Raw genomic sequence first — 15,985 nt, 5'->3', positions numbered from 1 at the left:
TTCATGCGCGGACCTTTATTCATCTATATTGAGGCTTGACGACTTGTCCCTTTTGAGGAAATAAGCAGTGCAAGGACAAGAATAACTGCTGTTGCCCCTAATACAACCCATACCATAGAATCTGACGTACCTAGGAATACCGTTTTGTAAAATAAACCTCCCAATGCTCCCCCAAGCAATGGTCCTACAACAGGTATCCAAGCATACTTCCAATTCGAACTGCCCTTGCCTGCAATCGGAAGGATCATATGCGCAATTCTTGGCCCCAAGTCACGTGCCGGATTGATCGCATAACCAGTCGTACCACCCAGTGAAAGTCCGATGCTGACAATGAGGAACCCAACAATAAGCGGGTTTAATCCGTCCGTGAATTTATTAGCCCCGATCGCCAAAATGCCGAGAACCAATATAAATGTACCAATCATCTCACTGATCAAATTGGAGAACGGATGATAGACAGCTGGACCTGTCGCAAATACGCCCAACTTCGTCGCAGGATCTTCGGTTAGTTTCCAGTGCGGTAAGTAATGTAAGTATACGATGACTGCGCCTGCGATGGCACCAATCAATTGAGCCGCCATATAGGACGGTACGTCTGCCCAAGGGAAATTGCCTATTAAGGCTAGCCCCAACGTCAGCGCTGGATTCAAGTGCGCCCCGCTGATCGTTCCTACCGCATAGGCGGCAACTGCAACCGCCAAGCCCCATCCCATCGTGATGACGATCCATCCTGAATTAGCTGCATAAGATTTCTTAAGTGAAACACCTGCACATACGCCGCCACCGAGTGCGATCAGAATCATCGTTCCGATCACTTCTCCCCAAAATGCTGACATATTAAACCCTCCTGTTGTCAATTATAGATGCGGTTAGGCGTTAAGAACACAAAAAGACCTACTATCAATTACACGCAGTAGCTCAATGTTGAGCTAACAGCGCGTTTGAAAGTAGATCTCCAAGTCTCCGTAACGTTTATTAACTTAGCTCAAATTTTATTTTAAATTGTAAGCGTTGTCAATCACTTTTTTTCATACAATGTCCACAATTGCTTGTTTGAAGTGGTGACCGCTTCTGCTCCAGCCTGTAAAGCCTGCTCTACATCTTCACTCGTCGAGATAAAGCCTCCCGCAAGGATCGGCAGATTCGTACTCTGCTTCACTTTTCGAATGACATTTGGCATTCCACCCGGCAATACTTCAATGACATCCGGCTGTGTGTTCTGCAGCAGCTTAAAGCTCTTTTCCAGTGCACTGTTGTCAATCAAAAATATACGCTGCACAGCAACCACACCTTTTTGCTTTGCTTTCTGAATCACGCTTGCTTTCGTTGATAAGATCCCGTACGGACGATATTCCTGACAGAGGTATTCAGTAGCGTATGCGTCATTCTGGAGGCCTTGGATCAAGTCAATATGCAGAAATAACTTTTTATTAGCGCGGTGTACCATCTGACATGCATGTTTTAGTTGAGCGACGTGCATATCAAGCAAGACCAGATACTCGAAGGAGGAGGCAACCGCTTTCTCTAGATCTTTCATTTGACGTGAGGCAGGCAGTATTCGTTGCTGGTAAAAATCCATTGGTTGAACCCCTTTTTGGAGATGTTTATGATATATGATGGGTATATTCCATTCATCCGGAGATTGGATTAATCACATCTTCAAATAATAATTAGGATTGATAAGATATGCAAGTATTGTTTACAACCTTTTGTGATGCTTATGAACTATACATCTTTTGGTATGAAGAAGAATAGCCGATTGACATGCTTATACGTTAGTTACTTTATAAACATTTATGTTGATTAAGTAGCGATTGTTTATTACACTGTTGCTGTACCTAATTCTATAGACTTATGACTTACATGCGGCCAAAGGGCTCGACAATGATAGAAGTCCATGAGAGGAAGGAAAATGACATGCGTATTAAAGAAATCGTGCTGCAAACGCATCTTTATCGCGAAATGAAACAATTTTATAGTGAACTGCTGCAATTTCCGATTGAGGATGAGACAATAGATTCATTCTCTCTTCGAGCTGGGGCATCGAAGCTGACGTTCCAGCGGTCTACCGACAGTCAAAATTACTATCATTTTGCCTTTATGGTTCCTAGCAATCAATTAGATGAAGCAGGACATTGGCTGCAAGCGAAAGGAATTAAGTTGTTCTCAAAAGATAATCAAAATCAGTTCTTTTTCGAGGACTGGAATGCAACGGCAACTTATTTTTACGATCCACAGAGCAACCTAGTTGAATTGATTGCACATCATTCACTTACTCATTTTTCAAAAACTGCTTTTGGACACGATAGCATCCTCTGTATAAGTGAGATTGGGCTCCCATTACTTTCAGTAGAGGATGAGTTGCCGCAGATATGTGATGTGTTGTCCCAGAAAATGTGGCGTGGCGATGGGAAACAATTTGCGGGAGTTGGAGACGCCGAAGGATTGTTAATCGTTATCGATATTACACGACCATGGTTCCCAGATGGCAGAATGCCGCGTGTGTGTCTCACAAAGGTCATATTAGAAGGTGGATCCGAGCAGAACCTCGAACTACAGGACCTGCCTTATCAGATTTCATCTGAATCATGAGGTTTTATCTTGTCTTTTTTCGGCGCTGTTAAGCGTTGAGGCGTTTGTTAATACGACAGATATGTTGTCTAAAGAAAGGAAGAAGCCCCTCTGTCTAGACTTCAGGGGCTTCCTTTTTGGACAGTTACATATCAAAATGTGATCACCATATTAACAATTCTGTTGCATGTCGATTGAAGTTCGCACTTACTGGCAGCAACCGCCATCAGCCGGCCTGTCCCTGTAAACTGGCATAATAATTCCCTTCTTGGAGCAGACTTCGGTGATCCCCCTGCTCAACGATCACTCCTTCTTTCATTACAAATATGATATCTGCATTCTCAACGGTAGACAGCCGATGGGCAATCAGAATCGTTGTACGCCCCTCCATCAACTGCTGCAGTGCTTTCTGCACCCAATGCTCGGATTCTGCGTCAAGCGCCGAAGTGGCTTCATCAAGCAGCAGAATTGGTGCATTTTTGAGCAGCGCCCTGGCAATTGCGATTCGCTGCCGTTGTCCCCCAGACAAGGATGCACCTCGTTCCCCCACATGTGTCTGATACTTATCAGGCAGTTCCTCGATAAAGTGATGAGCATAAGCGGCTTGGGCTGCTGACACTACCTCTTCATGCGAAGCTTGTGGGTTACCGTAACGAATATTGTCCTCGATCGTACCCGTAAATAAGAACGCTTCTTGAGGGACATAAGCAATCAACTGACGAATTTCCGCTAACGTATATTGACCAAATGGTTTGCCCTGGATACGAATATCTCCCCGGTCAATCGGATAAAAACCAAGCAGCAGCTTAATTAATGTACTCTTTCCACTGCCGCTGCTGCCAACGATGGCCGCTACTTGTCCAGGCTGTACCTGCATGGAAACGTTGCAAATTACGGGTGTTTCCGCCTGATAGGCAAACTCGACCTCATTTAGTTCCACCGTTGCTCCCGTCACAGACGTACTAGCATCGTTCCCAATTCTCCGCGGCTCTTCCTCTTCCGCTAGCATTTCTTCGATCCGCTGTGCCCCTGCTAAAGAATTTTGAACAAGAGATAATGTAGTTCCAAAATTCATAAAAGAATGCGTCAAATGAATTTGCAGCACGGCTAAGGCAGCTACAGCCCCCATACTAATCATTCCATACGCATATAATAAACTTCCAATCACAATAATCCCACAAAATGTAATGTAGCTCACAAAATGATTGACAGCCGCCAGCATCCCCTTTTTGTGGGCAATTTGTTGGGCAATTTGTGTGGCTTCCTCATTTAATGTTTCGTATTGCGTATAAATGGGCCGTATTCGGAACAGCTTTACCAGTTGGATACCCGCTAGAAAGTCCGTAAATTTTTCCGTTAACTTGGCTGTTATTTGCAAGGAACGATCATACATCGCACGCACCGCATTAACAAAACGAGTGCTAATGTAAAAGGACACAAGCAATATAAGCAGCGATACACATGCAAATTGCCAATGAACCACAAACATCATCACAATTGAGCCGAGGCTAATCATAATTTCCAGCAGCATAGCAAACAAGATTCCACAATAAGTGGTCTCCAAGGTAGACACATCATTATTCATGCGGGAAAGGAACTCACCGTTATGCGTTCGTTCTAAAAAAGAAGCTTTCAGCCTGCATAACTTCTGATACATACGTTCACGGATGTTCACGAGTGTAAGCTCAACACTTCGATGGAACAAATACGTAAATGGCGGAGAGAGGATATTAAGCAGCAAAATCGAGCCTCCCAAAATGTATAAAGCTTGATACATAAGGGAAATATCCTTCGACTCTGCGTAGTTAACCAAGCTTTGCACCACAAGGCTAAAAGATAAAATAAACAAGGTATTGGCAGCGCCGCTCGTCAGCATACCGACATAGTATTGAAGCTTGCGCTTTCTGCTCATGAAGTTCATCATGCTATTGACTTCTTTTGCGTATGCTATCAACTCGGGAGCTTTCATATGCTGACCGCCTCCTTTCCTTCAGTCGGTGTCACTATAAACTGCTGGTGATACAGCCGTGCGTACGCTCCGCCCTTCTCTAGCAATTGAGCATGACTGCCCGCTTCCGCGATACTCCCATTTTCCATAACCCATATTTCATCCGCATGCTGAATTGTAGACAAGCGGTGAGCAATTACAATGGTTGTCCGGTTCTTCATAAGGACATTAAGTGCTTCTTGAACCAACATTTCCGTCTCCGTGTCTAGTGCCGATGTAGGCTCATCCAACAGCAAGATAGGCGCATCCTTTAGAATGGCACGAGCAATAGCAACCCGCTGACGTTGTCCGCCTGACAACAATCCTCCTCTTTCTCCCACGTCAGTCTGGTACCCCTCCGCCAATTCCATAATAAAGGAATGTGCATTGGCTAACTTGGCAGCCGCTATGATATCATTTAGCGTTGCATGCGGATGACCATACCCAATGTTGTCCGAAATCGTTCCGCTGAACAAATAGGAATCTTGGGTGACGACTGACAAATGAGAACGAAGGTCCTCTGGATTGCAGTCATGAAGCGACTCGCCAAATACTCGAATCGTCCCTCTATCCGATGCTAATGGATAGAAGCCGCAAATTAATTTAATGATCGTGCTTTTCCCACCACCACTCGCACCGACTAATGCCACGGTTTTCCCATGATCAATCGTAAAGCTTAGGTCCTGCAGCAGAGGTGTACCCTTTTCATAAGCAAAGCTGACTTGTTCAAACGAAACTGGGGGTGCATCTGAGATTTTGATTACATTGCCCTCCTGCCGCTCGACTGGCTGCTTTACGATCTCATATACTCGTTTTAATGCTCCACTCATCTCAAATGTATGGGTAATCAGTGTGGGAATATTTTGAAGCGGCTCCAGACACAAATTAAGCAGATACAGAAAAGCGATGAGTTCTCCCGTACTGAACAACCCTTTAGAGATTAAATAGCTTCCATATAACACCGCAAATACGACAGGACTAATCATTAAAGTAAACAAAATTGGGGTAACAATCGCTTCTCGTTTGCTTACAGCCAAGCGTTTTTGCAAGGTGAGCTGAAGGAGGGTTTGATAAGAACGAAAAAGCAATCCTTGCAGCAGGTAGCTTTTGACGAGCGCCATCCCCCCGAGTGTGTCCTGGAGAATGACATTCATTTGTCCAGTGCTGGCTTGAGCTTCTTCTGTAAGTTGTTGCAGCTGCTTGCCTATCCACTGTGCAACAAACAAAGAGATAGGTACGAGCAGCAAACTAAGCAGCACCAGTTCCCATCTAATCCATAATAAATAACTAAAGCAGCCAATAAACAAAAGCGGATGGTAAAACCACTGCGGCAAATCACGAATCATAAACTGATTAATCAGTTGGACGTCATTTGTGATTCGTGACACCATGTCGCCAGAATGCTGCTTTTCTAGATAATGAATCGGCAGCTTCCCAATATGATGCATCGTATGGTTGCGAAGATCCCGCATTGCACGTGCTCCGCCCTTTTCGACACCATAGACCATAACATATTTTGCTGGCACACCTACTGCAATCACAATGAGCACCATATATACCGTGTTTACAACTAGCTGCCCTTTACCATGTTCTGCGTTTGTCGTGAGCTGCTGTATTAAATTCCCTGTCCATATCTCGATCACCGCTGCAGCTATAGCTGCAATAATACCGGCAATCATCCAGCCTTTGTGTGACTTCACGAATGACATCAACCACATGGCTGATTTCCATAGGGTCAACATGCCTTTTTGTTTTTGCATGACCACTCCATTGTCTCCCCTTTTACAAACCATAGTCGTGGATGAATACTCACAAACCGACCGTTTTTTATGTCACTTATGTCATCTAGTATTAGATCGGTCTGTAAGTATGCAGTATCAATTTGTGTGTTTACAAATGCCGACCAGCAGCATCACGACATTACCTCGTGGGCGTCCAGCTCTTGTTTAATAATGTGATGGATAATGGACCGAATGACACGAGCGTTGCTTTCCAAATATGCGGGCTGCAGTACATCTTCGTGCTCGCCGCTAAGTGAATATTCGAGATAACTGCCACGGGTAGCTTCTCTCCACAGCGCCGTTGTCACATTATCCGGTCGGTTCACTTCAGACGGTGCAGCCAAGAGTGCATGAATGTTGGCTTCTACAATTCCAGAATTTACAACCTCAACTCCATATGACCAGTACGTCCGCATTTTATGCTTAACCCGCTCGCGTAGTAATGGATTAAGCAGCAGCATCTGCTTGAGATCCTCCACGCCATCAAGCATGTCATCCATATCGTCTTCGAACTCGTCCACTACATGTACAGACAGCTTCCTCAAGGAATCGAGCATTAATATGTCCGATACCGGATAACCTCTTCGTTCCATAGCTTTGGCCACTTCAAAGGTCAAGTTCCCGCCAAGGGAATAACCTAACAAGACGTATGGCGGCTTAGGTTGGATGGAGACCACCGTATCTACATATCGGTCCAGCATATCGTCCCAATTTGAGGCGTCATCAATAAAATCGATGCCATACAGCACACATTCATGTTCCAACTCCTTGGCCAGTTCCAAATAAGTGAGTCCGTAACCTAAGCCAGGAGGGAAGCAGAATACGTTCACTGATCCATTTGTATTTAATTTTACAAACGGGCTGCTAATCTGCTCCGCAAATTCGGATTTGAGCATCTCCATGGCCATTTCTTCAATGGTAGGCCGCTGGAATACGCTGTGCAGCGGAATTTGTACACCTGTTGCGTTATATACACGCTCTACTAATTGCATCAGGCTTAGAGAGTGACCGCCAAGTTCGAAAAAGTTATCTTTTACGCTAACCTGATCAAGTCCTAGTGTTTCTTGCCATATATGTGCCAATTGTACTTCTTGCGGCGTACGCGGCGCTACAAATTCCGTTCCTGTTAGGACGTGCTCTTCAGGAGCAGGAAGCGCTTTTCGATTGACCTTGCCATTTGGCGACAATGGCATCCGCTCCAACTGCACGAAGTACGACGGGATCATGTATGCAGGCAGTTCTTGAGCCAATGTAGTTCTCAGTTCTCCTCCAGTAGTTGGCCGCTCTGCCACGTAATAGGCAGACAACCGCTTCTCCCCATGGCTAGTTTCCTGAACGGTCACGATTGCCTCCTGAACGGCCTCATGCTGCAGTAAATGAGCCTCTATCTCACCCAGTTCGATTCGATAGCCGCGAATCTTCACCTGGTCGTCGATACGCCCTACATATTCGATCGCGCCGTCTGGCAGCCATCTCGCTAAGTCGCCGGTCCGGTACATTCGTTCCCCTGCAACAAACGGGCTGCCTACGAACTTTGCATTCGTCAGATCCGGACGGTTCAAGTAGCCTTTAGCTACACCGTCGCCTGCAATACACAGCTCTCCAGTTACGCCGATTGGTTGAAGGTGATCATTTTGATCCAGAATATAAATACTTGTATTGCTGATCGGTCGGCCAATCGGAATGGTTACAGCATCGTCCGCTATCTCGTTGACATCGTAACTGGTTGCGAATACGGTAGTCTCCGTTGGACCGTATACATGCTTGATCTTGCCAGGTCCGAGATGCTGCAATGCTTTGCGTGCGTGGCTGACCGAGACACGCTCGCCTCCGAATAGGATGGCGCGTATGTGACGTAAACATTGCGGTCTCATATCGACTAGTACATTAAAATAAGCCGTTGTAATAAACATGACTGTAATTTGCTCACTATCAATCAAATCAGCCAGTTGTCCCACGTCCATTACGGTGGTTCTTGGTACTAGCACAAGCTTTGCCCCGTTTAGCAGTGCACCAAAAATATCAAAAGTAGATCCATCAAACGCATAGCTTGAAAGCTGGAGTACCACATCCTCTGTGTGAATATCAATGTAATTTGTATCCCGCACAACTCTTACAATATTTCGATGTGATGTCAGATTCCCTTTAGGCATGCCCGTTGTTCCCGATGTATAAATTACATAGGCCATGTCAGAAGCGCCATTGTGCTGCTCCAGATTCGAACCATCAACATGGTAAGAATCCTCATCGTCTAAAATAACGGTGTCACAGTGCAGCGGGATATTCGCTTTTAAATGATGCTGGACGACCATGATCCGTGTACCCGAATCCTCCATCATGTAACGAATGCGGTCTTCGGGGTAATCAGGATCAATGGGGACATATGCTCCTCCAGCCTTCAGAATCGCTAAAATCGCCACAATCATTTCTGGGGAACGTTCTGCCATCAGCCCTGCCATAATGCCAACGCTGACACCTTTGGCTCTTAGTGTTCTGGCCAAGCGATTAACTCGCTCGTTAAGCTCGCTGTACGTTAGCGATCTTTCCCCAAACGAAACGGCTACCGCCTCAGGCGTTAGATGCGCCTGTTCTTCGAATAAATGCTGAATTGTCATTTCACGTGGATAATTCGTAGTGGTGTCGTTGAATGTATGCAGGACCAGTTCCTTCTCTTCAGTAGTCGACAGTTGAAGCTCAGACAGCTTCAGCTCCGGCTTCTGTAGAATGGCTATAATCAGTTGTTGAAAATGAAGACACATGCGTTCCGCAGTTTCTCGAGTATACAGAGACGTAGCATAACCTAGCCCGCACAATATTCCTTCTGTGCTCTCTTCGGCATGAAAAGTTAAGTCAAACTTGGCAATTGTATGCTGATGCGGATAAGGCTGAATTTGAAGCCCATCGAACTCGATATTTTCTCGTTCGGTATTTTCCAAACTAAACATCGTATCGAATAACGGATTGCGGCTCAAATCTCGCGAGGTATGAACTTTCTCTACTATACTTTCGAATGGGTAGTCCTGATGTTCAAAAGCTCCTAAAGTGGAATCCTTCACTTCAGACAATAACTCAAGGAATGTTTTCTCACTTGTTGGGTAATTACGGATGGCTAGTGTATTTACAAACATACCAAGCAGCGGCTCTACGTCAGGGTGATTGCGACCGGCAATCGGTGATCCGACAATGATGTCTTCTTGGCCCGTGTACTTGTGAAGCAGAGCTGTATAGGCAGTGAGTAGTACCATATATAAAGTTGATCCATTTTCAGCTGCCAACTTGCCTAGCTGTTCATGCTGCTGCTTGTCAAGTGTTAACAAGGCGACATCGCCGCTAAATTGCTGGACTGGTGGGCGAACATAATCAGTAGGAAGTCCCAAAACAGGCAATTCGCCGGCCAACCGATCCAGCCAATATGTCTCTTGGCGTGCCAGTCTATCGCTATATGCTGTAGATTGCTGCCAAGCGGCATAATCTTTGTATTGAATACGCAGCTTTGGCAGTTGTTCTCCTGCGTACAACTGAGCAAATTCATGGACCAAGTTCCCCATCGTAACTCCATCCGAAATAATGTGATGCATGTCAAACATGAGCACATGACGCTCATCTTCAAGTTTGACCAAGCCCACTCGCAGCAAAGGTGCCTGCTTCAAATCGAAAACTCGAACAAATTGCTGTATCAATGACTCGAGCTGCTCGTCTGATGCTTGCATGTATTCGATGTTGAATTCAACATCGCCATGAATGCATTGCACAGGTTCTCCAGCTTCCATCACAAAGCCAGTTCGCAGCGTCTCATGCCGTGCAATTAATTTCAGGAATGCTGTTTGGAAGCGATCGCGGTTCAGCGGACCTTCAAGCAGCAGCACGCCTGGCATGTTGTAGCTTAACTCCGCCCCTTCGAGTTGGCTCAAAATATACAATCGTTTCTGTGCTGACGATAACGGATAATAGGCTTGCTCTTGCGCCAACGGAATAGCCGCATATTGCTGCTGCTCCATGCCTGCTATAGCTTGTGCCATCTCCTCAATTGTTGGATGCTGGAACACCCCACGCAGCGGGAAGTTAACGTTCATCTCTTTGTAGAGTCGGCTCACCAAAGTGGTCGCTCGCAGCGAATGGCCGCCTAGCTCAAAGAAGTTGTCTTTCACACCTACGCGGTTCAAGCCCAACACATCCTGCCAAATGCGTGCAAGCTGCATCTCCGCCGTTGTACGCGGCGCCACGAATTCCGCTCCGGTCTGCACGTCGCCTTCCGGTGCTGGCAGTGCACGGCGATCAATCTTACCGTTAGGTGTCAAAGGCAGTCGATCCAACTGTACAAAATACGACGGGATCATATATCCTGGCAGTTCCTGCGACAGCGCTGTCCGCAGCTCTCCTGCCGTTAACGTACCCTCAGCTGTGAAATACGCGCATAGCTGCTTCTGTCCCGCTTCGTCTTCAAGTGCAAGGACTGTTGCCTCTTGCACCGACGCCACGCTTAACAGCTGGGATTCCACTTCGCCAAGCTCGATACGGAAGCCGCGAATCTTCACCTGATGGTCGCTGCGGCCGATATATTCAATGCTGCCGTCAGCCAGCCAGCGGGCCACATCCCCCGTTTTGTACAGCCGTTCGCTTGGCGCAAACGGATTAGCAAGGAACTTCTCGTCCGTCAAATCTGGGCGTCCCCAATAGCCGCGACCTACGCAATCACCTGATACATACAGCTCTCCTGCAACCCCGATTGGCTGCTGCTCGAAGCTGTCATTTACGATGTAAATATGTGTGTTCGCCACAGGTTTGCCTATTGGCGGCAGACCCACCGCGATGTCTTCAGGCTGCATTGTATGGGTGGTCACTACGTGTGTCTCCGACGGGCCATAATGGTTGTGCAGGCTGATGCCCTGCTTCTGCAAGCACGCTTGCACCTGCGGCGTGACGACTAATTGTTCGCCGGCAGTAATGATATGCTCGACGCAGTCAGGGAAAGCCTCTGCCCATTCTGCTTCTGCAAAAATAAACTTCAAGAACGCCACCGGCAGATACAGCACGTTGATGTGGTTCTGCTCGATTTCTCGGAACAACCGCAGCGGCTCTTTGCGTACTTCGTTATCTACCATGTACAGGCAGCCGCCGAACAGTAGGGCAGAGAATATTTCTTGGTAGCTCACGTCAAAGCTGTTAGAAGCATATTGCAAAATGCGGGACGGCATTGGAATGGTCGTTCCGTGCTGCTGATAGTAGAGCAGATTGACCATATTGCGATGCTCCAGCATAACCCCTTTTGGGTTGCCAGTCGTTCCTGATGTGTAAATAATATAGAGCAAGTGAGCAGCTTCGTTGACATTACGCACTGCTGCACCTGTTCCCGTGTAGCTCCCCGCAGCGTGTACATCCAGCTTATCGACTTCATCTGGAACGAGTTCGAACAGTGACGCTTGCGTCAGCACCAGCTTGGCCCCACTGTCTGCCAACATATAGCGGATACGCGTTTCTGGATACTCTGGATCAATCGGTACGAAGGTACCTCCTGCTTTTAGCACTGCTAATACGGCAACCACCATCTCCAGCGAACGTTCCACCATAATGCCAACGGGCTGCTCGGCCGCTACTCCACGCTCTTGCAGCGTTTGCGCAAGCTGGTTCGCCTTCCGCTCTAGCTGCTGATAAGTTAACTGCTCGCTGCCAAAAACAACGGCTGGCGCGTAAGGTGTGCGCCCCACTTGTCCTGCGAACAACTCGTGCACCGTCATGTCACGCGGATACGCCATTGCGGTGTTATTAAATGCTGCTTGCAATTGCTGCTTCTCCGCATCAGTTACCATCGTCAGCGAGGAGATGTGTGCTTGCGGGTTATTTGTCATGCCTGCTATTAATTGTAGGAAGTGCTTGGACATCCGCTCAATCGTCTCTTGCTTATACAAGGCAGTAGCATACTCCATGCTGCATACGAGACCGTCCTCGTCTTCGGTCACGGTCAGATTTAGGTCGAATTTGGCCATACTGTATTCATTGGCAAAAGGCTTTACCTGAAGTCCATCAAGATCGAATTCACGCTTCTCCGTATTCTCCAAAGCAAACATCGTATCAAATACCGGATGGCGGCTTAGATCTCTTGTGATGCGTACATTTTCAACTAAATCCTCAAATGGATAGTCTTGATGCTCAAATGCACCTAATGCCGTTTCCTTGACATCCTCCAAATATGACAAGACCGTCTTCGTGCCTGTAGGATAATTTCGAATGGCAAGTGTGTTCACAAACATCCCGATCAGGGGCTGCAGATCGCTGTGCGTCCGGCCTGCAATCGGTGTCCCGACGATAATGTCCTCTTGTCCCGAATATTTATGCAGCACGATAGTATATGCCGCCAACAGCACCATGTACAGCGTTGTCCTGCTGTCAGCCGCAAGCTTGCGTAAGCCCGCACTCCGCTCTGGATCAATATTAAATTCAAAAATAGAACCTTCGTGACGCTTTACTGCTGGTCTTGCATAATCTGTCGGCATTTCAAGCACCGGCAATGTGCCGTGTAATGCCTGCATCCAATAGGTCTCCTGATGCTGCAACCGCTCCTGTTGTGCAGGGGACTGCTGCCATGCTGCATAATCCTTGTACTGGATTTGAAGGGGATTAAGCACATCCCCAGTGTAAAGACCAACAAACTCCGCGATCATAATTCCTATCGAGGTTCCGTCTGAAACGATATGGTGCATATCAAACAAGAGAATATGACGCTCTGGTGCCAGCTCAACTAGTCCTACTCGCAATAGCGGTGGTTTCGCCAGATCAAAGCTTCGTATAAAGCTCTGCATACTGCCTGCAGGATCTGCACCATGGACCTGCATCACCTCTATCGCAAACGGTACCGCTGTGTATACCCGCTGAATAGGCTCCCCATTTACCATCTCAAAACCAGTACGCAGCGTCTCGTGACGATCAATCAGCGTACGGAATGCATCATCTAACCGCTCCCTGTCGAGCGCCCCTTCAATCAGCATCGCGCCAGGCATATTGTAGCTCTGCTCAGCACCTTCCAATTGATGTAAAATATAGAGCCGCTTCTGCACAGACGAAAGTGGATAATAATCTCTTTCTTCTATTACAGGGATTGAGACATGTGCCTCCTGTTCTGCGTCAACGATGAACGCTGCTAGTGCCTCCAAGGTAGGGTAACGGAACACGTCACGCAGTGACAAGCTAATATTCTCTTCTTTGTGCAGCTTGCTTACCAACGTAGTCGCCCGCAGCGAATGCCCGCCCAGTTCGAAGAAGTTGTCCTTAACGCCTACTTTCGTCAAGCCGAGCACGTCTTGCCAAATGCGGGCAAGCTGTACTTCATGGGGAGTACGTGGAGCAACGTATTCTGTCTCCGCCTGCACATAATCTTCAGGTGATGGCAGTGCTTTACGATCCACTTTCCCATTAGTTGTAAGCGGCATCCGTTCAAGCGGGATCAAATACGCAGGAATCATATAGCTCGGCAGATCTTGCGCGAGTAAACTTTTTAATTCGCTGGCTGGGAGTGGACGATCAGCCACGTAGTATGCGCACAGCTGCTTCTCACTGCTGTCGCTGCCGCGGACAACAACTGTTGCCTTAAGTATAGATTCCACTTTCAGCAGTTGGGCTTCTACCTCACCGACCTCAATTCGATAACCGCGAATTTTCACTTGGTCGTCTATTCTGCCTACGTATTCTACATTGCCATCAGGCAGCCATCTTGCCAAGTCTCCCGTCCGGTACATCCGTTCTCCGGGAATAAACGGATTATGAACAAATTTCTCTTTCGTCAGATCCGGGCGATTCAAGTATCCACGGACAAGCCCTTCTCCACCAACGCATAATTCGCCAGCAACACCAATAGGCTGCAAGCCGTTCTGGTCATTAAGGATATAAAGCTTTGTATTGCTAAGGGGACGCCCTATCGGAACGGTGACCGCATCTTCAGCAACTTCATTCACATCGTACCAAGTGGCATACACGGTACTTTCCGAAGGGCCGTAGGCATGCTTCAACTTGCCTGGTCCGATTTGCTGAAGAGCTTTGCGCACATGTGCGACAGATACACGTTCACCACCAAATAAAATGACACGCACCTCATTCAAACAAGCCGTATTAACGTCCACAAGCACGTTAAAATATGCCGTTGTTATAAGCATAACTGAGATACGTTCGCCAGCAATGAGCGCTGCTAGCTTTGTTGCGTCAAGCAGTGTCTCCTGCGGTACCAGCACCAAATGAGCACCATTCGTCAAAGCGCCAAATATGTCAAAAGCCGACCCATCAAACGAGTAGCTGGACAATTGAAGCACCTTATCCTGTCCCGTAATTTCAATATAGTTCGTATTTCGTACGATCCGTACGAGGTTACGATGAGACGTAAGATTCCCTTTGGGCTTCCCTGTCGTACCCGACGTGTAAATGACGCAAGCCAAGCTTTCAGCTTCGTTGAGTGATTCTAGATTTGAGCCGTCGGCATTATACGATTGCTCATCATCCAGCAGAAGAAGGCAACCTTTGGACGTCATATCCGGTACGCGATTTTGCAAATGACGCTGTACCAGCTTTACATGTGAGCCTGAATCTTCGAGCATGTGTCGAATCCGCTCTTCTGGATACTCCGGGTCAATGGCGACATAAGCCCCTCCAGCTTTGAGAACGGCCAACATGCCCACGATCATATCAAGGGAACGCTCGGCTATCAAACCAACCAGCTTGTCTGACCGCACTCCATTAGCACGCAGCGTTCTGGCCAGTTGATTGGAACGTTCATTCAGCTCTCGGTAGGTCAATCTTTCCTTCTCGAAGGAGACCGCAATTGCGTCTGGCTGCTGTTCCGCATGCTCTTCGAACAAACCATGCAGAGTGGCTTGACGCGGATAATCTGTCCAGACATCATTAAATAGATGAAGAAGCTGATGCTGCTCTGACTCGGATAGAAGTTCAACTTTGCCAATTTCAAGTTCGGTTTGGAAGAGTACAGTGCTGAGGAGGCGGCATAAATGATCGGTTAATGTATTTAAATAGTCGGCATCATAATGGGAGTTGTCATAGCTGATGTTCAGATGGAGACGGTTGTGATCACGATGGAAGCGGAATAGTACTTGTACAGCTGCACTTTGTTCAACTGAATCGGTATGTACATCAGAATATGATACTACTGTATTTATGAGTGGCAAGCCTCTGGTGTCATACTGCATGCTCAGATGCTGAACCATTTTACGAAATGGTATATGTTGATGTTCCAGCGCTTCCCCGATCGCGTTTTTGATTTGTCCTAATAAGGAGCGAAAATTACTGTCGCTGCTGATATGCGTCTTAATAATAAGAATATCGTCGGGAGTTGATTTCTCATCAAGGGATGACCCTACAACAGGCATTCCAAGAAGAACGTGATCGCGACTGGTATATTTATGAAAAATACAGGTTACGCCCGCAAGCAGGATCATGTATACAGCCATATCGGAACCATTGGCAAGTGAAAAGATTCGATCCGACAGCTCGGACGGAAGCGCATGAGTAATGACAGACAAGTCTGGTTTCTGTTCTGCGTTTGCCGGTTGGCTTGTTGTGCTGCTATACGGTAGAATGCTCATGCTGTCCTCTGAATTAAACTTCTCTTTCCAATAAGCTTCTTCCTTATCGAACACCGACTTCATTT

The 15,985-nt window shown here is 47.1% G+C and carries 6 protein-coding genes; 1 reads left to right on the top strand and 5 read right to left on the bottom strand.

Going from position 1 to position 15,985, the window contains the following annotated elements; all coding sequences use genetic code 11:
• Nucleotides 1-23: 23 nt before the first annotated feature.
• Nucleotides 24-836, bottom strand: a complete 813-nt coding sequence (locus QP775_RS03470; protein WP_239330751.1) for an MIP/aquaporin family protein — start codon at nucleotides 834-836, stop codon at nucleotides 24-26.
• A 182-nt stretch (nucleotides 837-1,018) separates the two neighbouring features.
• The gene (locus tag QP775_RS03465; RefSeq protein ID WP_239330750.1) at nucleotides 1,019-1,579 is read right to left on the bottom strand and encodes a glycerol-3-phosphate responsive antiterminator; all 561 of its coding nucleotides are present in this window, start codon (nucleotides 1,577-1,579) and stop codon (nucleotides 1,019-1,021) included.
• A gap of 338 nt (nucleotides 1,580-1,917) precedes the next feature.
• Between QP775_RS03465 and QP775_RS03460 the strand changes: the two genes are divergently transcribed.
• Nucleotides 1,918-2,592 (top strand): VOC family protein, encoded by a 675-nt coding sequence (locus tag QP775_RS03460; RefSeq protein ID WP_239330747.1) that lies wholly within the window; start codon nucleotides 1,918-1,920, stop codon nucleotides 2,590-2,592.
• A 205-nt stretch (nucleotides 2,593-2,797) separates the two neighbouring features.
• Here QP775_RS03460 and QP775_RS03455 read toward each other — a convergent pair whose 3' ends face one another.
• The 3 genes from QP775_RS03455 to QP775_RS03445 form a co-directional block, all read right to left on the bottom strand.
• The gene (locus QP775_RS03455) at nucleotides 2,798-4,540 is read right to left on the bottom strand and encodes an ABC transporter ATP-binding protein (RefSeq protein ID WP_239330744.1); all 1,743 of its coding nucleotides are present in this window, start codon (nucleotides 4,538-4,540) and stop codon (nucleotides 2,798-2,800) included.
• Complete coding sequence (locus tag QP775_RS03450; RefSeq protein ID WP_285103619.1) at nucleotides 4,537-6,318, bottom strand: ABC transporter ATP-binding protein; 1,782 nt, start codon at nucleotides 6,316-6,318, stop codon at nucleotides 4,537-4,539. Before QP775_RS03450 ends, QP775_RS03455 begins: the two co-directional genes overlap by 4 nt.
• Before the next feature lie 152 nt (nucleotides 6,319-6,470).
• On the bottom strand, nucleotides 6,471-15,983 hold the full coding sequence (locus QP775_RS03445) for a non-ribosomal peptide synthetase (protein WP_285103617.1): 9,513 nt from the start codon (nucleotides 15,981-15,983) through the stop codon (nucleotides 6,471-6,473).
• Nucleotides 15,984-15,985: the final 2 nt, after the last annotated feature.

Origin of the sequence: Paenibacillus sp. UMB4589-SE434, from assembly GCF_030226685.1 — a bacterium.
Taxonomy (GTDB): Bacteria; Bacillota; Bacilli; order Paenibacillales; family Paenibacillaceae; genus Paenibacillus_B.
Note: the sequence above shows the minus strand (reverse complement) of the source record. Positions and strands in the feature narration are given on the sequence as shown.